Below are 23351 nucleotides of genomic sequence, written 5' to 3' on the forward strand. Positions count from 1 at the left end.
CTACTCTGAAACTCAAATACTTCATCTCTTTCAGGAATGACGCATCACAATATGGCTCTGATCTAATTCGCCATATGCTTTTTTGAATTCTTTCCAGGCTGTTTTCGGACCAAGAATGAAAGATAAAAAAGAAACACCACCCACCAATAAGACGCCCCCGACAACCGGCCCGACAATGAAACAATAGAACGCCAAAAAAGGCAGATAAATGGTGTAACGGAGTGCCATCAACAATAAAGCTCTGATGGCGAAGATTGTGTTCATCATAATGATTACTCCTGACATTAAAATTGAGCGCGCTCATTTATGCTAATTTGAGCGCGCTCAATTTTCAAGTCTCCCACTGATACTTTTTTGCCAATGCGTTATCATGGTGGCAAAGCAAAGATCTCAGTTGAGCACAGTCAGAGATGAATAAAAGAGAGCAGACCCGTCTTAGAGTTCTTGATGCAGCCTGGCAACTGTTTCGTCAGAATGGATATCACGACACAACCACCCGACATATTGCTGAGCAAGCTGGCGTTGCTGCCGGAACCGTGTTCAGCCACTTCCCGACCAAACTGTCGCTGCTCAAAGCAGGTCTGATGCAGCAAATAGAAACAGTGCTCATGACAGCAAAAGCAGAAGAACCCAATACCCATCCACAAGGCAAGCTGCTCCATTACGCCAGTCACCTGTACGTGTTTTACTGTAATGAAGCAAACTTCAGTCGGGAGTTATTTCGGGAATTAATCTGGCAACAGGATGAATTTGAGCAACAGCTGAACGCTTTTCGTCATCAGCTTTTTGCACAGACAGAAAATCACAATCCGGAACTGTCGGCTGTCATGATGGACTGTTACTTCATGACTTTAATTACCGGGCTGAACGCAAATCAACCCGACGCATCTGTGATGCTGAACCAGTTGCAACGCAAATTACAGGTGTTGCAGATTAACGAAGGGCCTGACGGCGCGCATGCGCCACCGCAATAAGGCGCTTTTCCAGCACAGATTGCTTCGCAGCGGGCGCTTTCTCAAGTTCACGCAATAACCGGGTGATTTCAGTATCCAGATAACGGGCATTTTTCGTTCTGACCAGGGAGCGAATCACTTTTTCAGCATTATCCGGTAACGGCTGTTCGAGCGCCCAGCGATAGCTGTAACCGGCCATGCCCGGCTTCACCGAAGACCCGCTTTCAGCACGGCGAGCTGTCTTGGTTTTTTGCGGAGCCTGCGCATCCCCTGAACGGCCTACCCGAGCATAATATTTTTCTGTCACAGGTGAACCAGCAGCCGGAAGTTTCCCTGTCTGATATAACAGTGGCCCGATGGTTCCTGCCTGTTCAATGGCCGCTTCTCTTACAAAGGCGCTGGCATTTCGTTTGCCCTTTTTCTCGATATCCGTGTAATAAACAGCGGCATAATCTTTCGCACGGGTCAGCGCCACATAGGCAAGGCGTCGTTCTTCTTCCTGATCGGTTCTCATATCCGTCGCAGCAGGATTTCGGTATGGGAACGTATCTTTATCCCAGAACGGCAAATACACCTGCGCGTACTCACATCCTTTTGCTCGGAAAATTGTCGTGACCTGAATACTGTCGGCTGTGGCCGACTGAGTCGTTCGCTCCGCACTGACATGCTTCGACTGAGCTGAATAAAATTCGAAATACTGCAACGCTTTTTCACAGGGCTGATCCATGGTTTCCAAGACGGTAGAAACCGCATCCAGCCGATCGATCGCCTCTTCGATTTCACTGGCTGTCGCTTCCGTTTTCCAGATCCAGCTGTCCAGGCCACTTTCCCGTCGGTACTGCTCAAAGACATCAAAAGCCTTCTGGCTTCCTTTGCGTTGCAGGCGCTTCATCAGATCCAACCGCTCCGTCAGATGATCCAGCTTGAGGTTCGGATTGGCTTGACCATGACGCTCAGTAAACCCGACCCAGGCTGAGCTGTCCATTTTGGCCAACTGGTCACACAATGGCTTCAGCGCCTTATTCGGTACATAACAATGAGGGAAAGATAGCAGGCTGAACATCAGTGCAGCTCGTTCCTGCGCCGACATCTGTCCAAATCGCCCGACGGCCAGTTGCATCACTTCCATCAATAAGCGGACTTCCCGGCTGTTTGCCAGCACAGACGGCACCGGCATCTGGTATGGAATTTGTTTACTGAGAAACGCCAATTCAAACAGCAGTGTCTGCGACCAGCGCCGGACCAGAATTGCCACGTCGCTGGGTTGACCGCCTTGTTCAAGATGGGCCTGTATCGCTGTCACGATTTCTCCGACCTGACGGGGTGAACCAATCAGATTGACCTGAGTATCTGTAACCGCATCCGCCGGAACCGTCAGAAAGTCAGAAAAACGCGCCTGGTTGTGAGCAATCAAATGACTGGCAGCCAGTGCCAGACTGTGTCCAAAACGGAATGTCTGCGACAGGGTGTACACTGTCGCTGGTGCGAAATCCCGTTCAAAATTGAGCATAAACTGGGGCGCACTGCCCCGCCAGGTGTAGATGCACTGGTCCACATCGCCAACGGCCACCAGCTGGCAACCTGTGCCCAGTAACAGTTTCAGTAGCCGGTACTGTGCATTGTTGATGTCCTGAAATTCATCCACCACGAGAAGACGGCACTGATACTGATACCGCGCTCTCAGTCCGCTATTTTGCTCCAATAAACCAACCACGGTCACCAGCCAGTCATCAAAAAACAGCAACCGTTGTGCCTGCCGGAGTTGCTCGAAGGCTTGATAAGCTTGCAGAATAAAGCGGTAATCATTGTTAATCCCGGCCATCGCAAAGATTTCTGCCGGGGGCAACATATGCGCTTTCACCAGACCGACGAAACTCAGCAACAGCTCCAAGGTCTTCGGCTCTTTCAATTGCTGCTGTTTACTGAATGCCGTTTCTTTTCCGGCCATCTGACGCAGCACCTGTTTCGCCAGACTTTTATCGTTCTCCCCCGGGTGGAAGTCAATCCTATACCCGGATTCCGCCAGAAAACCCGACTTGTTCAGAACACTCAGACAAAAACTATGGAAGGTATGAACTGGTACAGACTGCTCAACACCCACCTGTGCCAGCTTACGCTGAAAGTCACGCCGGATATCACTGTTAAACATCAGCACCAGCATTTCATGAGCAGGTCGCTTGATCAGCTGTGCCTGAATCAGGCCAACCAGCGTTGTAGTTTTACCCGTACCTGCACCGGCAATACATAAGGCATTTCCTTCTTCATGCTGAATAAAACGCTGCTGTTCAGAAGTAAAATGCATGATGAATACGCCATGGCCAGAAAGATGAAGGGACGCGATTTTGCCATAATTTCATGCCAGACACGAACCCCTGCACCGTCTTTGCGATTTCTGCTGAATTTTCAGGGATTGCCGGAATATCCATCAGTCAGAAAAACACCAAGGCAAACGTTTGCTTTTTTGCTGAAAGGCAAAATGACTTCTGCTATTATCTGCCTCGCTAACAGGAGGTTTCGCCCCCTGCCCGTAATTTTCATCGAATTGACTCTTGAAATAGGAACTTCACCATGAGCCTTGCTGATCAAGTTCTCGCTGTAAATGATGATCTCCCAATCCGTACCGACCAGCCGGTCCACAGCGGTAAAGTACGCTCTGTTTACTGGTTGACAGAAGCTGACAGCCAACGCCTGATCCAGGAGAAAGGTTATGATGTCAGCCCGGATGCGCCACTGGCTATCATGGTGATCAGCGATCGCATTTCCGCTTTCGATTGCATCTGGCACGGTGAAGGGGGCCTGAAGGGCGTCCCGGGCAAAGGTGCTGCCCTGAATGCCATTTCAAACCATTGGTTCCGTCTGTTCCGCGAGCAGGGTCTGGCTGACAGCCATATTCTGGATATCCCGCATCCGTTTGTCTGGATTGTCCAGAAAGCACGCCCCATCAAAGTTGAAGCCATTTGTCGTCAGTATATTACCGGTTCGATGTGGCGTGCGTATGCCAATGGCGATCGTGAATTTTGCGGTATCGAAGTGCCGGATGGTCTGCAAAAAGATCAGAAACTGCCAGAGTTACTGATCACACCTTCCACAAAAGGCATCCTGCACGGTATTCCGGGCGTACCTGCAGTTGATGATGTGAATGTCACCCGCACCGATCTGCTGAACAATTTCGAAGCTTTCAACTTCAGCAAACCTGAAGACATTGACCACTATGAAACCCTGCTGAAACAAGGTTTTGGCGTGATCAGCGATGCACTGAGCAAACTGGATCAAATTTTTGTCGATACCAAGTTCGAATTCGGTTATGTCACTGATGCCAGTGGCAACGAAAAAATGATCTACATGGACGAAGTCGGCACCCCGGACTCTTCCCGCATCTGGGATGGCCCTGCCTATCGAGCAGGCAAAATTGTTGAAAACTCAAAAGAAGATTTCCGTCAGCTACTGCTGAACCACTTCCCTGATCCGGATATTCTGCTAAACAAAGATCGTATGGATGAACGTGAGGCACTGGCCCGCGATAACGCTTTACCGGAAGACGTGCTGATGCAGGTGTCCCGTATCTATACCGGGATCGCAGAAAAAATTACCGGTGAAAAAATTGTGCTGGGTGGAAACCCGAAAGCAGAAATCATCACCGTACTGCGCAATGAATATGACCTCATTGACTAACAATATTCCTCTCGTTGTATACCTTCAGGGCAGCTTCGGCTGCCCTTTTTAATTCCCGCAATATTCTTCACTGGCGACAAATGTATTCCTCCTCACAAAACTATTCTTTAAAAACATTCATGCATCACAAATACAAATTTTTGCTATTAAGGCTTTTTTGCTGTGGCACGACAATAGAGAGACAAAAACATTCAAAGCAGTAGTTGAGGGACCCCATGAAGTTTAGCCACAAGATCGTTGCCACTTCGTCGGCAATACTGTTCGCCGCGTTAGTGTTACTTTCAGGTATCCAGTACGTTCACACCAGGGATGATGTCAACAAGCTGGTCAGCAGCAGCATCAATGAGATCGTTTCCGGGGTCAACCAAACGCTGGTGACCGAAATTGCCAGCCGGACCAAGTTAGCCAATATCACAACCAGTCTCATCGAACACGACTTCTCGCCAGAGAACATTCGCACCGTCATTACGCAATCCGTTTTAGCGAACACTTTTGAACTGACGGGTGTCGGATTTGAGAAAGATGGTTCATACATCATCAGCGATCCAAGCTGGCAGCCTTCCGCCGGTTGGGATCCTCGCAAACGTCCTTGGTATACACAGGCCAGAGACGCCGGACAGATGATTATCACATCTGCCTATCGTGACTCGGTGACTAACGAGATTCTGGTGTCGTTTGCTGCACCCATCAAACACCGTGGCGAGTTTGTGGGGGCCATTTTCTTTGACGTCAGCATGAGTAAACTGGCTGGTCTCATCAACCAGGCATCCCTGTTTGATGCTGGCTATCTCTTCCTGATGTCCGGGAAAGACACCATCATTGCCCACCCGGATAAAAAGAATAACGGAAAGACACTTTCTGAAACCTATCCAGGATTACAAGTCACAGGTAAACCACTTGATACCCAGTTGGATAATGAATCGGTGAACGTCAGCTTCCATAAAGTCGATGATCAAAATCTTTACATTGGTGCTGTGCTGAAAAATGACATCGCCTTTGCTGCCGTCAACCAAATTAAACAAAATGCAATTATCTACTCTTTGCTATTCATGGCTTTTGGTTGTGTTGCGGTGTTCCTGATGGTGAAACGCCTGATGCGTCCACTGGATGTGATTAACCAGGCCATGAGAAGCATCTCTTCCGGTCAGGCTGATTTAACACAGCGTCTCAATACCAATGCAGAACCCGAATTTGCCACGCTGGCACAAAGCTTTAATCAGTTTGCAGAACGGATGCAGCAACAGATCATTCGCTCACAAGCCTTAAGCCGTGACATCATGCAAGGCACAGAATTAACTGCCGAGGGTGCGAACCGTTCCGCTGAAGCGATGAACCGTCAGCTACAGCAACTGGAGCAACTGGCCACCGCCATGAATGAAATGGCATCCACTTCCGCCAATGTCGCAGATAATGCACAAAGTGCCGCTTCTGCGGCTTCTGCTGCCGAAGAAGCTGCGCAACAAGGCAGCAATGTTGTCTCCCGTACATCCGTCTCCATTCACGATTTGTCAGATCAGATTGATCAGGCTGTTGATGTGGTCAAAGAGCTGGAATCAGCAACCGGAAATATTGAACGAATTCTTCAAGTGATTAACGATATTGCCGACCAGACCAACCTGCTGGCACTGAACGCGGCCATTGAAGCAGCAAGGGCCGGTGATTCAGGTCGCGGCTTTGCCGTGGTCGCAGACGAAGTCCGTACACTGGCACAGCGCACACAACAGTCTACAACTGAAATCCGTCAGATGATTGAACAGCTTCAGGCGGGCGCAAGTTCTGCAACCAGCACCATGGCACTGAGTAAAAACACCGCCAGCAGCACGGTTGCCATGGCACAGGAAGCCGATGAAGCCCTTTCAAGCATTCGAGAAGCCATTCAGCAAATCAATGATATGAATATACAAATTGCTTCTGCGGCTGAGGAGCAGAGTCTGGTGGCTGAAGACATCAATGGCAATACCATCAACATTAAAGATCTGTCGGTTCAGGTTGCTGAAACTGCCAGTGAAACCAGTGTTGCCATGGAAACGCAGATTCAGAATGTTCGTGAACAGAATGAGCTGATGAGACAGTTTACGGTTTAAGCTGTTCTTTGCCGCCAGATAAAACATCTGGCGGCATCATTGTTCTAGTCAGGACTGGCCAAGATAGGAATTCAGAAATTATTTCACTTCAGCCTCTTTGGTAAATATATGATCCGCATACTTTTTACCGCCGATTTCATAAGCGTCAGGAATTTTCTCCTGTAACGTGAAACCACATTTTTCCAGCACTCGTTCTGATGCAATATTGCCTGCCGTGACGACCGCTTTAAATATATCGATCCCGCATTCATCTTTCGCCCAGTTGATTACAGCACGCAGAGACTCTGTCCCATACCCTTTGCCATAAAACTCAGGCATGAACAGGTAGCCCACTTCTGCAATGCCATCGTCGAGAAAGAAACCGGTAATTCCAACTTTTTGATGCGTCTGCTTTTCTGTGATCACCAGTGTCAGCCAGTTATCACTCTCTGGCGTCCAGCCCTTCAGTCGTGCTTCAAACTTGGTTTTCAATTCTTCTTCAGAAGGTGCATCAAAACATTTTTCAATCACAACAGGGGTTACATGCAACGCATAAAAAAGTGACCAGTCCGCCTGTGTGATTGGTGTCATGATCAGTTGCGGGGTTTCTAGTTTCATCCGTGACTTCCTCACCTATTGTTTCAACTTTGTTTTATTTTTCATTCAGAATACTTATCATAGAAACACAAGTTCCTACCAGAGCATCAAAGTAAAGAAAGTTAATATAATCAAAGAGCTGATTAGAGAAAATATAGAGAGCTTTTTGCAAAGCAACTGGATGTAATACAAAGGTGACTCAAAAGACAGACGTCATGAGATTCACATCTGTCTTAAACAGATCACGCTTCAGCAATCGTTTGAGTGATCAGTGTATCGAATAGCTCAGACTGCCCCGCAGGAATGAGTTGCCGATGCGTCGCTCGACGTTTATCAGCATCGTACAAACGCTCAATCAGCCAGCCCGTCAGGTACATTTGAGATAAACATCCGCCGGCTGTTGCCACATTCCCATTCACAACCAGTGGCTTATCCAACACACAAATACCTTCCGCTTCCAGGGCTGGCTTCGCATCTGGGTGGGTTGTTGCCGGAACATCATCCAGAAGACCCAGTTTAGCCAGAAAGAAAGCGCCAGCACAGATCGAACCAATCAATTGCTGATTCGGATTCAGTTTTAAAGCCGACATGAATTCAGTATCGTTCAGTGCTGCAGGCACACCTTGATAGCCGCTGCTGAATAAAACCGCATCAGCTTCAGTCACTTCACGAACATGGCCATCTGTTTTAACTTCCATGCCCAACGTAGATGTATGAACTGACTTCGTACCCAAAACTTTGACCGTCCAGTCAGATGATTTTCTCCCCAGAATATCGCGCAACAAGAAAAAATCGACATCGGTAAAATGATCAAAAATCACAATCGCTATCTGATACATCGCATTCCTCCAGACTCAAATGGTGACTCATATTCTTCGGTTTAATTTCAATAAAACTTAAAGCGGCTCTTGCCTTGACAGCACACTGAAATCACACATGCCCATCTTGGATGACCATGCCGCGGTTTTAAGCCTTCCTATTTACAGTGATTGCTTCAGAAAAGAGAACGCTTCACAGGTTTTGGTGGGGATAAACTCAGTCACCTCATAGGTCGCAAGCCCATGTTGACGGAAAGGATCAGCCAATAACACTTGCTCTAAATCTGCACGACTGGCTGCATTCGCTAAAATGACACCGCCAGTTCTTGGTTCTTTTCTGCCTGAAGCCAGAAAAATACCGGCAGCATATTGCTGATCCAGATAAGCGATATGGGTGGGCAGGTGTTTTTCTATTTCACTGAGCGAGCAAGTGTATGTCAGTGACACAACGAACATAGGCTTCCTTATTGAGGTAACTGGTTCAATAGCAGATCACAATCGCAGGGCCATAAAAGCTCAGATTCTTCGAAGCCTCATCGCCAAAATAAATGTAACAAGTTGTTTATAAAGAGTGACCTTACCACGAACGCACTCAAATGCATATTACTCTGCACTGCAGAATACTTATACTGGCTATACCAGCTTCCCCCTGAAACAAAAACACAAAGGCCAGCAAATGCTGGCCTTTGAATTACTTCCTGTCTGTCTTTTTATTTAAGGGGTCGTTTTCGCAGTTCCTGATGAAGAAGAGGCTTCACCTAAATCCGGCGCTTTCTGGCCTTTACGTTTCAATCGCTCCTCCCAGTAATCTGCACCTTTGATGCCTAATTTCACTGGATCGAATACGTATTCTGTCACACCGGCTTTCTTCTGCGCTTCATAGTCTTTCAGAGCTTTCAGAGCTGGTTTCGCCATAAAGAAGATAATCAGAATACCAATGATATTCAGCCAAGCCATCAGGCCCACACCGACATCACCCATCGCCCAGGCCAAGTCTGCCGTTTTTACTGCACCGTAGAATACAGATGCCAGCAATACCAGTTTCAGAACAAAAATCAGGCCCGGTACATGAATGGTACGGTGGATGTACGCAACATTGGTTTCCGCAATGTAGTAGTACGCCAGAATCGTTGTGAATGAGAAGAAGAACAATGCAATGGCAACAAATGGTTTACCCAGACCAGGCATTGCGGTTTCAATCGCCATCTGCGTAAATACCGGGCTATTCGCGGCAATATCAGCAGGCAGGTTCTGAATCAGGAATGCACCTTCAGCACCGTGCACGTTAAATGCACCGGTAATGATGATCATAAAGGCCGTCGCACTACAAACCAGCAGTGTATCGATATAGATTGAAAACGCCTGAACAAAACCTTGCTGTGCCGGGTGATCAACCTGAGCTGCCGCTGCAGCATGCGGGCCTGTACCCTGACCGGCTTCGTTCGAGTAAACACCGCGTTTTACACCCCAGCCAATCGCCGCACCAACACCCGCCATGGGCGTGAAGGCATCACCAACAATCGTCGCAAAAACATGCGGAACCATATCAATGTTCAGCAGAATAACGACGAAAGCCATCACGATGTAACCCAGCGCCATGAAAGGCACGATAATCTGAGTAAAGTGTGCAATACGCTTCACACCACCAAAGATGATGATCGCCAGAACCAGACACACAATTGCACCAGAAATGATCTTCGCAGAACTGAATGTACCTAAAGTGGTTTCGATCATCTCACCAGGGCCAAAGGCCGCAGCAACTGCATTACCGATACTGTTAGACTGAACACCAGGCAGAAGCAAGCCACATGCAATGATGGTAGCAATCGCAAAGATCCATGCATACCATTTTTGTCCCATCGCTTTTTCAATGAAATAAGCTGGGCCACCACGGAACTGCCCTTCATCTTCCTCTTTGTAGATCTGAGCCAGCGTTGACTCATAGTAAGCCGTCGATGCGCCCAGGAAGGCAACAACCCACATCCAGAATACGGCACCAGGACCGCCAAAACCGATTGCGGCTGCAACACCAGCAATGTTACCTGTCCCGACACGGCCAGAAAGTGATACCGCCAGTGCTTGGAAAGAAGAAATACCTTTGTCTGAACTCTGACCTGAGAACAGCAATCGAAGCATCTCACCAAAGTGACGAACCTGCATGAAACGTGTTGTGATGGAATAGAATAAACCGGCACCCAAGCAAAGATAAATCAGTGCAGGACTCCAAATTATCCCGTTTATAAAATCGACCCATGACTGCATGAGAGTCTCCCTCGTTTTTTAGTCTATTAGTTACGAACCCGTTGCTATAATAAGCAGATTGTAACTTAAATGTTAAGATGTTTATTTTTCCTCCAATCAAACCAGAAAAATAGATAATCATATCGAATTATAGGGAAAACAAGGTTTTTATGTTCTGATTCCAACCATGGAAAGACTTAAACTTCAAAATGAAGTTCTTCTCACTGTTGTTACACTTGCAATCCACACCCCTTCACGCTGAAAAAATATCAAAAATGTGCTCTAAGTCAGCATAATAACTCACCAAAAAGCCAATCATACGCACATAAGTGCACAGCGAGCTATCCTATGAGCATAAATCATCTGTTGGAAGGTGGCTGTAGAAAATTCGATTTTTCATCAAAATCAGTCAAGTGTCTTAAATCAAATACATTGTTTTAAGTCATCGATGACAGTTGAACCAGACGCTGCGTATACTCGGCTTCAGGCTGATGAAACAGCCGCTGAGTAGGTCCTTGCTCAACCACATGACCGTCTTTCAGCACCAAGGTGTAATGACAAAGCGATTGCACAACATTCAAATCATGACTGATAAACAGATAGCTCAGCCCATATTTCATCTGTAACGCTTTTAGAAGGTTCAGAACCTGAAACTGTACTGTCCTGTCCAGAGATGAGGTGGGTTCATCCAGCAAAATAAACTCAGGCTTGAGCACCAGCGCTCTTGCAATCGCAATCCGCTGACGCTGGCCACCAGAAAACTCATTGGGATAACGAAACCGGGTTGCCGGGTCCAGCTCTACATCTTTCATGGCCTGACAGATCATGGCGTCTTCCTCGTGCTCTGACAGCTGCTGATGCACTTTCAGCCCTTCACCAATAATCTGTGCGACCGACATACGCGGGTTCAGCGCTGAAAACGGGTCCTGAAACACCACTTGCAACCGGCTCCGGTATGGCAACATCCCTTTGCGATTCAAAGCGCTGATTTCCTGACCGTCATACCGAATACTGCCTTCGCTATTGAGCAACCGGAGAATGGCCATCCCCGTTGTCGATTTCCCTGATCCACTTTCACCCACCAGCCCCACACTCTGACCACGCTTTAAGACAAAGCTGACATCGGTCACTGCTTTGATATGTCCGACGACGCGTTTCATCACACCGCCTTTGATCGGGAACCAAACGCGAAGCTTATCCACTTCAAACAGCGCATCAGGATCGCCCTGAATCGGCACAGGTTCGCCCGGTGGATCAGCCGCAATCAGACGCTGTGTATATGGATGTGAAGGTGCGGAAAAAATCATCTCCCGAGTATTGGTTTCCACCAGTTTCCCCAATTGCATGACAGCAACCCGATCTGCAATCTTTCGGACAATGCTCAGGTCATGAGTAATGAACAGCATGGCCATGCCCATTTCTGCCTGCAATTGCTTTAGCAGCTCCAAAATCTGCGCCTGTACAGACACATCCAGTGCAGTCGTGGGCTCATCCGCAATGAGCAGGTCCGGCTCATTGATCAACGCCATCGCAATCATGACACGCTGTCGCTCACCACCGGACAGTTCATGTGGGTAGGCATACATCCGTTGTTCTGGGTTTCGAATTCCCACCTTTTTCAGCCAGTTCAGTGCACGCTTTTCAGCCTGTCGCTGGCGAATCCCCCTGTGTATTGCCAGTGTTTCACACAACTGGCGGCCGATTTTATGAAGCGGATTCAGCGACATCATGGGTTCCTGGAAAATCATCCCGATTTTCCCGCCACGTAATCCTCTGAGCTGACGTTCGCTGCACTTCAGCGTGTCCTGGCCATCATAAAGAATCTCTCCTTCCAGATATCGGGCTGACGCCTTCGGCAGTAAACGGAGAATCGCATTCGCAGTCACCGATTTTCCAGAACCGCTCTCCCCGACCAGCGCCAGCGTTTCTCCGCGTTTGATACTCAGGCTGACTTTATCGGTCACCGGGCGAACAGGTTTGCCATTCACAAACCCAACAGACAAGTTGTGAATTGTTAACAATGCATCACTCATAGCACTTCCTGATAACTACTGTTGATGAGGGTCGAAAGCATCACGCACCGCTTCGCCAATGAAAACCAGAAGACTCAACATAATTGACAGCACGACAAAAGCAGACAGCCCCAGCCAGGGGGCCTGAAGATTGGTTTTTCCCTGTGCCAGCAGCTCACCAAGTGAAGGCGAACCGGCAGGCAAACCAAAACCGAGAAAATCCAGCGAAGTCAGGGTGGTCACTGAACCACTGAGAATAAATGGCATCATCGTCAGAGAAGCGACCATGGCATTCGGCAACATATGACGCAGCATGATCCGCTGGTCATTGACGCCTAATGCCTGTGCAGCACGGACATAGTCCAGATTCCGGCACCGCAGAAATTCTGCGCGAACCACACCCACCAGCCCCATCCAGCTAAACAGCACCATAATGCCAAGCAGCCACCAGAAATTCGGCTCAACAAAACTCGAGAGAATGATGAGCAGAAACAGCGTTGGCATCCCCGACCAAATTTCAATAAACCGCTGTCCAAACAGATCCAGCCAGCCACCGTAGTAACCCTGTCCGGCACCGACCATCACGCCGACGACGGTCGAAATCAATGTCAATGCAAAACCAAATAAAACCGAGATCCGAAAGCCATAAATAATCCGGGCCAGAACGTCGCGTCCTTTATCATCCGTCCCCAGCCAGTTCACTCCGTCAGGCGCTGAAGGCGCAGGGCCAGATAAGTTGTAATTAATCGTGTCATAGTGGAACCGAATCACAGGCCAGATCATATAACCGTCTGCATGGATCAAGTCCTGAACATAGGGATCGGTGTAGTCTGCCTCCGTTGCAAATTCGCCGCCAAATTCAGTTTCAGCGTACTGTTCGGCAATCGGGAAATACCAGCCGCCTTTAAAGCTGATCAGCAAAGGCTTGTCATTGGCGATGACTTCTGCAAATAAACTGATCAGAAACAACACCGCAAAAATCCAGAGTGACCAGTAACCCCGCCGGTGCGCCTTAAATCTCGACCAACGCTCCCGGGTGAGTGGGTTCAGTGAAAACATCGAAGATAATTTGAGAAACTTCATACTACCTGGCCTCGAAATCAATACGTGGGTCGACCAGGGTGTAAGTCAGGTCAGAAATGATATTCATGACCAGACCCAACAGGGTCATGATATAGAGTGTGCTGAATACAATCGGATAATCACGCTGAATGGTTGATTCAAATCCCAGCAAGCCGATCCCTTCCAGTGAGAACATCACTTCAATTAACATCGAGCCAGTAAAAAAGATACTGATGAAGGCGCTGGGAAAACCCGCAATAATAATCAGCATGGCATTCCGGAATACATGCTTATATAAAATGCTGTGATCATCTAACCCTTTCGCCCTTGCCGTCACCACATACTGTTTGTTGATTTCATCCAGAAATGAATTTTTGGTCAGCATGGTCAGCGTGGCAAAACCACCAATGACCATGGCAATAATCGGCAGGGTCAAATGCCAGAAATAATCCCCGATTTGCTGATACCAGGTGAGCTGATCAAAATCTGCAGAAAAAAGTCCCCGTAAAGGAAACCAGCTAAAATAATTGCCGCTGGCAAAGAAGATAATCAGCACAATAGCAAACAGAAAACCGGGAATTGCATAGCCGGTAATCACCAGTGCACTGCTCCAGATATCAAAACGGGTGCCATGATTCACCGCTTTCGCAATCCCGAGTGGGATGGAAACAAAGTAAATGATGAGCGTGCTCCACAGCCCCAGTGAAATCGAAACAGGCAGGCGTTCGATAATTAAGTCAATCACGTTGCCGCCACGGAACAGGCTTTCTCCGAAATTAAAGGTGGCGTAATTTGTCAGCATGTCGACATAACGCTCCCACATAGGCTTATCAAAACCAAATTGCTTTCTGATCTCAGCAACCACTTCAGGGTCAAGTCCGCGTGAACCGCGATAGCCACTACTGCCATTCCCGTTTTGCTGAGTGCTCTCCGTGGACTTTACTTCCTGCCCGCCCCCTGTAAATCGCTCCATAATGCCGGAACGATGACCTTCCAGTTGCGCCACGGCCTGCTCTACCGGTCCGCCTGGCGCAATCTGAATGACAAAGAAGTTAATGGTGATAATGGCCCAGAGTGTTGGTATCACCAGCAAAAGCCGCCGGATAATATATGCCGTCATACTGCTTACCTGCTCTCAACCGATGATTAACGACGTTTTTCCGGCAGTTTGGCTGCCTTGGCTGTATCCACCCACCAGGTATCGACACCCAATGCATATTTGGGCCTGACCGCTGGACGGTCAAACTTATCCCAGGTCGCAATGCGGAATGTGCTCAGATACCACTGCGGAATCACAAAAAAGTTCCACTGCAATACTCGGTCCAGCGCAGGGCCAAGCGCTGCCAAGGCTTCCGGATCTTGCTGATGGGCAGCAATTTGTTCCGTCAGTGAGTCAATGGCCGGATCCTGCACGCCGGCAGTGTTATAAGTGGAGTCCAGATATTTGCTGTTCCAGACAATGAGTAAGTTTTGCGTGGGGTATGGATTTGCACTGTAACCGGAGGACACCATATCAAAATCACGATCACGAAGCCGTTTAATGTACTGCGTGGTATCGACCGTCCGGATTTTCATGTCGATGCCCAACTGTTTCAGGTTCTTCTGTAATGGAATTGCGATCCGTTCCGTGGTCGGGCTGTAAATCAGCAGCTCAAACGCCAGCGGCTCACCGGTTTTCACATTTGTCATCACCTGATCTTTCAATGCCCAGCCCGCTTCTTTGAGCAATGCAAAGGCTTTGCGGGCCTGCTGACGAATACGGCCAGAGCCATCTGTCACCGGTGGCTGATAGGTTTCCGTGAAAACACGTGGTGGGATCTGCTCTTTTAAGGGCGCCAGATATTTTAATTCCGCTTGGGTGGGTAATCCTTTGGCTTCATAAGGCGTATTCTGGAAGTAGCTCCGGGGACGCGTGTATTGATTATAAAAGAGGGTTTTGTTCATCCACTCAAAGTCCATTGCATAATTGAGTGCTTCACGAACTCTGACATCCTGAAAGACAGGACGCTGCGTGTTAAACACGAACCCTTGCATCGCCTGAGGAATCTCGTGCGGGATTTCTTCTTTCTTGATGTAACCGTTCTCGAAGTTGGTTCCCTCATAAAGCGTGGCCCAGAACTTCGCGACATTTTCCTGCCGGAAGTCATACTCACCCGCTTTAAAAGCTTCCAGCGTGACCGTGTCATCCCGGTAATAGTCATACCGGATCGTATCGAAATTATGACGCCCGACATTCACGGGCAAATCGGCCGCCCAGTAATCTTTCACTCGGGAGTAAGTCACACTCTGCCCGGCCTGATAACTGGTAATTTTATAAGCACTGCTGCCAATCGGTGGCTCTGTTAAAGGCTCGCTGAGTTTTTTGTCTTTCCAGAAATGCGCTGGCAATACATTCATGCCCTCAACCAATGAGAACAATTTTTCCCGATTGGGCACTGACATTTCTATGCGAACAGTCAGGGGAGAAATCGCAGTCACCGATTTCACGTCTTTATAAAAGACACGAAACTGCGGCACACCTTCTTTCATAAATTTGTCGAATGTAAAAGCCACATCTTTCGCGGTAATCGACTGCCCATCGTGAAAACGGGCCTTTGGATTCACATCAATTTCCATCCAGGAAAAATCATCTGCGTAACGGGCTTTCTGGGCAATAAGCGGGTAATAACTGTCGATTTCATCGTTGGCTGGGGCAAACAGTGTGTCATAGATTTCGTCAGCCCCCGCTACAGAGACTCCCCGGGATGCATAGCGATTAAAGCTGTCATACGTGCCAACTTCAGCATAAGTTATACTGCCGCCTTTGGGCGCGTTGGGATTCACATAGTCAAAATGTTTAAAATCCGGCGCATACTTCGCTGTCCCGAAGCCGACTAAACTGGCGCTCTCAATCACCTCGACTGCGAAGCTGTTCGCACTCCCCAACAACAAGCCGGCCAGCAATGGCAAGCCACGTTTGAATCGGTTCTTCATATCCCCTCCAAAACACCTCAACCACAATTTTTCACCATTCAGGAAAATCGTTTTATTTTCATTATTGTATGAATGGTCAATAACATCTAGCCGACATGTACCACAAATATACACCATAAGAAAATAGCCAGCGTGAATCACTGGGCATATCATCAAAGTTATTTTTAGGATTTACCTCCCCGTTCTGCAAATCAGTCCGGCTCACCACCTCAGTATCGGTGTCAGCTCAGGACAAGAATCCCTCTCTGATCAAGCAATCTGATCCTGGGAACGAAAGCAATCAAAACTGCACTTCGAGCGAATAAATTGAGAAGAGAGATGTATACCGCGCCGCAATGCATCAGATCACCTCATATTCGTGTCAATTTTTGCGTTTTTCTTGAGCAATCATCCGCTTCTGACCAAGATCAGCGGGTTAAAAGCCAGCGAATAATCATTAAATTACTCAGATCTATGTTCTGATACTCGGAAGTAGTGCTATACTCCCCACCCTGACATGTGACAACAATTGTTCATATAGAGAAAAACAATGGCAGATCTATCTAAATACAGAAACATTGGTATTTTCGCGCACGTAGATGCGGGTAAAACCACGACCACTGAACGTATCCTGAAGCTGACTGGTCAAATCCATAAGACCGGTGAGGTTCATGATGGTGAATCAACGACTGACTTCATGGAACAGGAAGCTGAACGTGGTATTACTATCCAGTCGGCAGCGGTAAGTTGTTTCTGGAATGATCACCGTCTGAACGTTATCGATACTCCGGGACACGTTGACTTCACCGTTGAAGTTTATCGTTCTCTGAAAGTACTGGACGGTGGTATCGGTGTATTCTGTGGTTCTGGTGGTGTTGAGCCTCAGTCTGAAACCAACTGGCGTTACGCGAACGAATCAGAAGTATCTCGTCTGATCTTCGTCAACAAACTGGACCGTATGGGTGCAGATTTCTTCAACGTTGTAGACCAGGTGAAAAACGTACTGGGTGCAACGCCACTGGTCATGACTCTTCCTATCGGCCGTGAAGACGATTTCGTAGGTGTTGTAGACCTGCTGTCTCGTAAAGCCTTCGTTTGGGATGATTCTGGTCTGCCAGAAAACTACGAAATCAAAGATATCCCAGCGGATATGGTTGATGACGTTGAAGCTTACCGTGAAGAGCTGATCGAAACTGCTGTAGAGCAAGATGACGATCTGATGGAAGCATACATGGAAGGTGAAGAGCCTTCTATCGAAGACCTGAAGCGTTGTATCCGTAAAGGTACACGTGACCTGGCCTTCTTCCCAACTTACTGTGGTTCTGCATTCAAAAACAAAGGTGTTCAGCTGGTTCTGGACGCAGTTGTTGACTACCTGCCAAGCCCAACAGAAGTTGATCCTCAGCCGCTGACCGATCCAGAAACAGGTGAACCAACTGGTGCAGTTGCAACTGTATCTGCTGACGAGCCACTGCGCGCACTGGCGTTTAAGATCATGGACGACCGTTTCGGCGCCCTGACCTTCATCCGTATTTACTCTGGCCGCATGAAGAAAGGTGATACCATTCTGAACAGCGCCACTGGTAAAACAGAGCGTATCGGCCGTATGGTTGAAATGCAGGCTGATGAGCGTAACGAACTGTCTGAAGCACAAGCGGGTGACATCATCGCTGTTGTTGGTATGAAGAACGTTCAGACTGGTCACACTCTGTGTGATCCGAAACACGAATGTACTCTGGAACCAATGATCTTCCCAGAACCAGTTATCTCAATCGCAGTATCTCCTAAAGATAAAGGCGGTTCTGAGAAAATGGGTATCGCTATCGGTAAGATGGTTGCAGAAGATCCATCTTTCCAGGTTGAGACTGACGAAGATTCTGGCGAAACCATCCTGAAAGGTATGGGTGAACTTCACCTGGACATCAAAGTTGATATCCTGAAGCGTACTTACGGCGTAGAACTGATCGTTGGTCAGCCACAGGTTGCTTACCGTGAAACCATCACTCAAGCGGTTGAAGACAGCTACACGCATAAGAAACAGTCTGGTGGTTCTGGTCAGTTCGGTAAGATCGACTACCGCATCCGTCCAGGGGAGCCAAACTCTGGCTTCAAGTTCACCTCATCTGTTGTTGGTGGTAACGTTCCTAAGGAATTCTGGCCTGCAATCGAAAAAGGCTTCGCTGGTATGATGGGTACCGGTGTTCTGGCTGGCTTCCCAGTGCTGGACGTTGAAGTTGAGCTGTTCGACGGTGGTTTCCACGCAGTTGACTCCTCTGCTGTTGCGTTCGAAATCGCTGCGAAAGGTGCATTCCGTCAGTCTATGCCGAAAGCAGGCGCTCAGCTGCTGGAACCAATCATGCACGTTGACGTATTCACCCCAGAAGATCACGTAGGTGATGTTATTGGTGACCTGAACCGTCGTCGCGGTATGATCAAGAACCAGGAAGCTGGTACTACTGGCGTACGTATCAAGGCAGACGTACCTCTGTCTGAAATGTTCGGCTACATCGGTCACCTGCGTACAATGACTTCTGGTCGTGGTCAGTTCTCTATGGAGTTCTCCCACTACTCTGCTTGCCCAGCAAACGTTGCTGAAGCAGTGATTGCAGAAGTAAAAGAGCGTAACGCGAAGAAATAATTTTATTTCTTAACGGACGTATAAAGAACCCCAGTTTCGGCTGGGGTTCTTTTTATTTGTATCAATTATTTATTGCGGATGACTCACTGCATTCCAACAGAAAACGCATCAAACCATATTGCTGCAACCAAACAAGCTGCTCAGGCCGCTTCACCAGAAAACGACCGCTGTAATTCATGCCATTCGCAAACAAGCCTTCAATATTATTTGCCGAGCGCGGCAAAATGAGCAACCACCGCTCAGTCAGCAGAATATTATGCGGCTTACAGACTTCACCACCGGCTTCAATCAGCGACAAGCGACGCATCCCTTGCAAATAGGCTTCATACAATTCATCTGTCGTCATCGCTTCAACCAGATACAGACAGTGCTTGAAAGGGAGCTTCCCCCCGGCAATGACTTTCTCCAGCGGGATATCACTGCGGACCAATTGCAGGTGACGATGTGGCTGGCTGGCACCGGCTAACGGACCACTGTTATAAAACCCGAAGACATCGGGATGCGTAAAGCCGCCTAACCAGGCGTGCCAGTCTTCCCAGCTTAACGGCGATTCCTGTGGAACAAATGCTTTCGAGCAAATTAATAAATGGGGTGAGATCACAGGGAATTTGTTCAGCAAGCACACATGGTGCTCCCCCGCTTCACACACATACATTGATTTTTCATAAGGCAGGAAAGGGTTTTCTGTGGGCTTGGACATCAATCCCTGAAGCTTTTTACCTGCATTCTCTGTGACCACATGACCTAGATAATCGACACCTTGCTCCGAAATCGTTTCCGCTTCCGTCGTTATTGGCATCAGGCTTCCATCTGCCAATGCCTTTTTAGCCACCTGCTCAGCGAGTTTCCAGTTCATATCCGAATCCCTTATTTTTTTACCAAGATACTCCAACTTTGCTTGTGTGTCATAACAGAAAAGGGTGTACAAAAATATTTACGGTTTGAACTATTTTGTCCAAATACGAAAACACGCCCACACCTAGCCGCTGATCAGGAAAGTCGGTAAGATTCCCGCATCTTTTTGAGGATACGTCACTTACAACTGCTTATCTGTGTCTACAGATCACTACTCCTGCAGCTTGGTTGTTTCAGCGTTCGGTCAAACCTGATACGACTCCGACGATATCGGTCTTGTTCGGTCAAACAGATCTTTAGCATCCTCAAAACAATATCGTATTGTCGATATTGCAACAGATAAAAAAGGCGCTTCCATTGGAAGCGCCTTTTTACCACTCTCTGTCCCGTCCTGAAATGCCAGATGCTTTTAAATCAGCTCTGCCATCAGCAGGAAGCAGCCAAACAGAAAACTTAGCCCCAGCGCCATCACACCGCCACCAGCCTGATACACCTCGGTATTGCCACGCTCACCTGACTGGTTTCCATGCTGTCTGACTTTGATTGTCATAGCCATCGGCACAAATATCGCCAGGAACACCAGAATAATCCCAGCATAACTCAGAACCGACAGGAACCGATTCGCCGCCAGCAAGGCACCCAACATTGGCAAAATAAAGGTAACCACGTAAGTCACCGCGCGATTTTGACGGAAGGTATCAGCATTTTGGTCAAACAGCGCCATCGCAACACCCAGAAAGGATGTCAGCAACGCCAGCCCGGTAAATACAGAGAGAATCAACTGCATACCGCCATGGTTCACACTCAGTGCAGCAATCAGTTCTGACACATTTGCAAAACCCACCAGCTGTTCTGATGGCAGATTCCCTACCGCAGCGTACAGCCAGAACAGATAACAGAACAGTGGAATCAATGAACCAAGGATCACCATGTTTCGTAACTGTTTGTGCGACGCTTCCGGGTTGTAGGTCACGAGCGACGGAATCACAACCATGAAACCGAAGCTGGTAAACAGAACGGAACTGGTTTTCACCAACGCCACTTTATTATCGCTCCCCACGGATGCCAGATTGTCCAGACTAATCCCCGGTACCAGTGTCACTAAAGTGATTGCCAGCATCAGCACCATCGCGGCAAAGAGGAATCGGTTCAACCGGTCAATCACCCCAGTACCGGCTGCCACAACCAAACCGGCAATGACGGTAAAGGCTACTTGTGCCTGAGTCTCGGTAAGCGCGAATCCCAGGCTGGCAACCAGTTTTTTCACCAGATCACCCGCCCCGATAATGTACGCCATCAGCAAACACACAAGCAGCGCATACAGCAGGCCATTGGTGACCACCTGACCACCTTTCCCCAAGGTTTTTCGGGCAATGGAATTCATGCCAAGACCGCCCCCAGCTTTGATACTGGCTTCAAGCAGTAAAAGCGCTGCATAGGTGGTTCCCACCCAGATCAGTAGCATCAGTAAAGAGCCCCAGAGCACGCCAAACTGCGCCAATACCATTGGAATGGCGAGCATTCCTGCCCCTAATGCAGTCCCAGCAATAATCAGGGAGCTCCCCAGTAATTTCATATTCAAAATTGTGTCCTTTATTTTTTGGAATGCCAGTAACCCTCAACGGCATTCCGTTTTATGACTCCGCGCAACCCTCAGTGCCGGTTTGTCACTGTGCCGTGTGCTTGTCAAAGCACGCGCTCGTCAGTGACCACAAAAATTCAAAAAAGCTATCAGGCCAGCTCTCTGGCTCGGCTTTCATGACTTGAGGCAAGAATCATTTCGCGATGAATCGTTTCGTACAGTGAAAACGCAATGCTTTTACATCATGAAAATCAGTTTGAATCAAAACAGACTAAACAGATTCAATCGACTCAAAAACAAAGGACGGAATGTAGCGCGCAGACAAGAAAATTGCGGCAAAAAGGATGCGCAGCGACTGATTGTGGCTCTCTGACGGGAAAGTGAGGACGTAGATATCCCGTCCGGCATGATCGCCAGATTCAGGGATCTAAGGTGTAATATCATTCATCGCACTCCTGATACGATAGTTTTTCGGTCATTTTGATGAAAAAGCAAGCACTCGTCCTAAATTTTCATCTCTTACCAGATAAAGGTAAGGCGTTCGGTCAGGTAGCAACTTAATGAGGTGTCACACAAACCACAACCTGCATTTATGAAATTTTTGATTTCGATCTTGAAAAAAGTGGGAGGAAGGTCAATTTGACCTGAAAACTGTGGTGAGACAAAAAAAACCTGGACGTTTTCTGTCCAGGCTGTGTGTTTGCAACGGTGATGCGATTACTCTTTACAATAGTGTTTGTGCAGCATAGCAATAATATCTATCACAGCTGCATTATCCAGACGATAATAAATGGTCTGTGCTTCCCGGCGGGTTTTCACAAACCCTGCCCGACGAAGCCAGGCCAGATGCTGAGACAAAGAGGACTGAGGTATCGGAAATCGCTCATTCAGCTGAGAAACAGAAAGTTCCTCCTCCTGTAATACGCACAGTATCATTAGTCTATGCTGATTTCCCATGGCCTTCAGCAGCTCTACGGCCTGCTCTACATTCGACTCCATTTTGGAATAATCTTGCATTCGCGCCCTCGTATTTACTTCATGTTATTTTTAACTATTTTATGAGACGGTCGATAGTGCCAGAAAACTGCATTCCCGCCAACATTGCAACAACAAAGCCGAAGATTTTTATATTGCCACTCAGTAAATTAGCCACAGCTGGTCCTGGACAAATACCCACAAGTCCCCATCCCAAACCAAAAAGTACTGCCCCTAACACCAGCGGCTTATCAATCACTTTATTGACAGGAATGAAAAACTCGCCGCCAAATACTGGCGTGGAGCGTGTTTTCACTAAAAACTGATATCCCAGGCCGAATACCACTAATGCGCCGCCCATGACGAGAATTAAACTGGGGTCCCACTGTCCGGTAATATCCAAAAAGTTCAGAACTTTATCCGGATTAACCATCTGTGAAACCGTCAGACCTGCTCCAAACAGCAGACCTGCAATTAAGGCGATGAAAAGTTGCATAACATTAAACTCCAATCAGGTGACGCACCACAAAAACAACCACAATCGCCACAGCCATAAAGGTCAGTGTTGCCACGATCGAGCGTGGCGACAACCGACCGATACCGCAGATGCCATGACCACTGGTACATCCCGAGCCAATTCGGGTTCCAGTTCCGACAAGAAAGCCGCCGATAAGAATCACAGGCCAACTTGCATCGATGTTCTCCGGTAAACCTAATCCAAATGGCCCTGCAAGCAGCGGACCGAATATCAGCCCGAGAATAAACATCCAACGCCATTTTGCATTCGGATCACTCACCTGCATCGCACCGCTGACAATACCGGATATCCCGGCAATCCGGCCATTCAGCAGTAACAGCATCAAAGCTGAACCGCCCAGTACAAACCCGCCAATCAACGCACTCCAAGGCGTAAATTCCGTCATGATTTCCT

Annotated in this window: 19 protein-coding genes; 4 read left to right on the top strand and 15 right to left on the bottom strand. The window is 48.0% G+C overall.

Annotated features, from left to right (window positions below; all coding sequences use genetic code 11):
* Positions 1-30: 30 nt before the first annotated feature.
* Positions 31-267: a hypothetical protein gene (locus EA58_RS00735; protein ID WP_051641813.1), complete on the bottom strand. Its 237-nt coding sequence runs from the start codon at positions 265-267 to the stop codon at positions 31-33.
* A gap of 143 nt (positions 268-410) precedes the next feature.
* Between EA58_RS00735 and EA58_RS00740 the strand changes: the two genes are divergently transcribed.
* Positions 411-974: a TetR/AcrR family transcriptional regulator gene (locus EA58_RS00740; RefSeq protein ID WP_036747729.1), complete on the top strand. Its 564-nt coding sequence runs from the start codon at positions 411-413 to the stop codon at positions 972-974.
* On the opposite strand, the gene EA58_RS00745 is transcribed toward EA58_RS00740, so the two are convergent.
* Positions 934-3255, bottom strand: a complete 2322-nt coding sequence (locus EA58_RS00745; RefSeq protein WP_036747732.1) for an ATP-dependent helicase — start codon at positions 3253-3255, stop codon at positions 934-936. The genes EA58_RS00740 and EA58_RS00745 overlap by 41 nt on opposite strands.
* A 266-nt stretch (positions 3256-3521) precedes the next feature.
* Between EA58_RS00745 and EA58_RS00750 the strand changes: the two genes are divergently transcribed.
* The gene (locus EA58_RS00750) at positions 3522-4625 is read left to right on the top strand and encodes a phosphoribosylaminoimidazolesuccinocarboxamide synthase (RefSeq protein WP_036747735.1); all 1104 of its coding nucleotides are present in this window, start codon (positions 3522-3524) and stop codon (positions 4623-4625) included.
* A 215-nt stretch (positions 4626-4840) separates the two neighbouring features.
* Positions 4841-6709: a methyl-accepting chemotaxis protein gene (locus EA58_RS00755; RefSeq protein ID WP_036747738.1), complete on the top strand. Its 1869-nt coding sequence runs from the start codon at positions 4841-4843 to the stop codon at positions 6707-6709.
* Between the two features lie 78 nt (positions 6710-6787).
* Here the strand turns inward: EA58_RS00755 and EA58_RS00760 are convergent, their stop codons facing one another.
* The 8 genes from EA58_RS00760 to EA58_RS00795 all read right to left on the bottom strand — a co-directional run bounded on the left by EA58_RS00760 (position 6788) and on the right by EA58_RS00795 (position 16391).
* A complete protein-coding gene (locus EA58_RS00760; RefSeq protein WP_036747741.1) occupies positions 6788-7306 on the bottom strand; it encodes a GNAT family N-acetyltransferase in 519 nt (172 codons plus the stop codon).
* 221 nt (positions 7307-7527) lie between these two features.
* Positions 7528-8124 carry a DJ-1/PfpI family protein gene (locus EA58_RS00765; RefSeq protein WP_036747744.1) on the bottom strand — a complete coding sequence of 199 codons (597 nt, stop codon included), beginning with the start codon at positions 8122-8124 and terminating at the stop codon, positions 7528-7530.
* Positions 8125-8265: 141 nt separating this feature from the next.
* The gene (locus tag EA58_RS00770; protein WP_036747747.1) at positions 8266-8559 is read right to left on the bottom strand and encodes a YciI family protein; all 294 of its coding nucleotides are present in this window, start codon (positions 8557-8559) and stop codon (positions 8266-8268) included.
* A 258-nt stretch (positions 8560-8817) separates the two neighbouring features.
* The gene (locus EA58_RS00775) at positions 8818-10365 is read right to left on the bottom strand and encodes an alanine/glycine:cation symporter family protein (RefSeq protein ID WP_036747750.1); all 1548 of its coding nucleotides are present in this window, start codon (positions 10363-10365) and stop codon (positions 8818-8820) included.
* 416 nt (positions 10366-10781) lie between these two features.
* Positions 10782-12377 carry an ABC transporter ATP-binding protein gene (locus EA58_RS00780; RefSeq protein ID WP_036747753.1) on the bottom strand — a complete coding sequence of 532 codons (1596 nt, stop codon included), beginning with the start codon at positions 12375-12377 and terminating at the stop codon, positions 10782-10784.
* Between the two features lie 15 nt (positions 12378-12392).
* Positions 12393-13439 carry an ABC transporter permease gene (locus EA58_RS00785; RefSeq protein ID WP_051641814.1) on the bottom strand — a complete coding sequence of 349 codons (1047 nt, stop codon included), beginning with the start codon at positions 13437-13439 and terminating at the stop codon, positions 12393-12395.
* Position 13440: 1 nt separating this feature from the next.
* On the bottom strand, positions 13441-14538 hold the full coding sequence (locus EA58_RS00790) for a microcin C ABC transporter permease YejB (protein ID WP_036747756.1): 1098 nt from the start codon (positions 14536-14538) through the stop codon (positions 13441-13443).
* A 26-nt stretch (positions 14539-14564) separates the two neighbouring features.
* Positions 14565-16391, bottom strand: a complete 1827-nt coding sequence (locus EA58_RS00795) for an extracellular solute-binding protein (RefSeq protein ID WP_036747760.1) — start codon at positions 16389-16391, stop codon at positions 14565-14567.
* A 529-nt stretch (positions 16392-16920) separates the two neighbouring features.
* Between EA58_RS00795 and fusA the strand changes: the two genes are divergently transcribed.
* Complete coding sequence (gene fusA, locus EA58_RS00800; protein ID WP_036747762.1) at positions 16921-19008, top strand: elongation factor G; 2088 nt, start codon at positions 16921-16923, stop codon at positions 19006-19008.
* Between the two features lie 61 nt (positions 19009-19069).
* On the opposite strand, the gene EA58_RS00805 is transcribed toward fusA, so the two are convergent.
* From EA58_RS00805 to EA58_RS00825, 5 genes are all read right to left on the bottom strand, one after another.
* A complete protein-coding gene (locus EA58_RS00805; RefSeq protein ID WP_036747764.1) occupies positions 19070-19864 on the bottom strand; it encodes a DUF4922 domain-containing protein in 795 nt (264 codons plus the stop codon).
* A gap of 408 nt (positions 19865-20272) precedes the next feature.
* Entirely contained in the window at positions 20273-21445 is a 1173-nt protein-coding gene (locus tag EA58_RS00810; protein ID WP_036747766.1) for an amino acid permease, read from the bottom strand.
* A 717-nt stretch (positions 21446-22162) separates the two neighbouring features.
* Complete coding sequence (locus EA58_RS00815) at positions 22163-22462, bottom strand: ArsR/SmtB family transcription factor (RefSeq protein WP_036747768.1); 300 nt, start codon at positions 22460-22462, stop codon at positions 22163-22165.
* A 34-nt stretch (positions 22463-22496) separates the two neighbouring features.
* A complete protein-coding gene (locus tag EA58_RS00820) occupies positions 22497-22916 on the bottom strand; it encodes a YeeE/YedE family protein (protein ID WP_036747771.1) in 420 nt (139 codons plus the stop codon).
* Positions 22917-22920: 4 nt separating this feature from the next.
* Complete coding sequence (locus EA58_RS00825; protein ID WP_036747774.1) at positions 22921-23343, bottom strand: YeeE/YedE family protein; 423 nt, start codon at positions 23341-23343, stop codon at positions 22921-22923.
* Positions 23344-23351 lie beyond the last annotated feature (8 nt).

Origin of the sequence: Photobacterium galatheae, from assembly GCF_000695255.1 — a bacterium.
GTDB lineage: Bacteria > Pseudomonadota > Gammaproteobacteria > Enterobacterales > Vibrionaceae > Photobacterium > Photobacterium galatheae.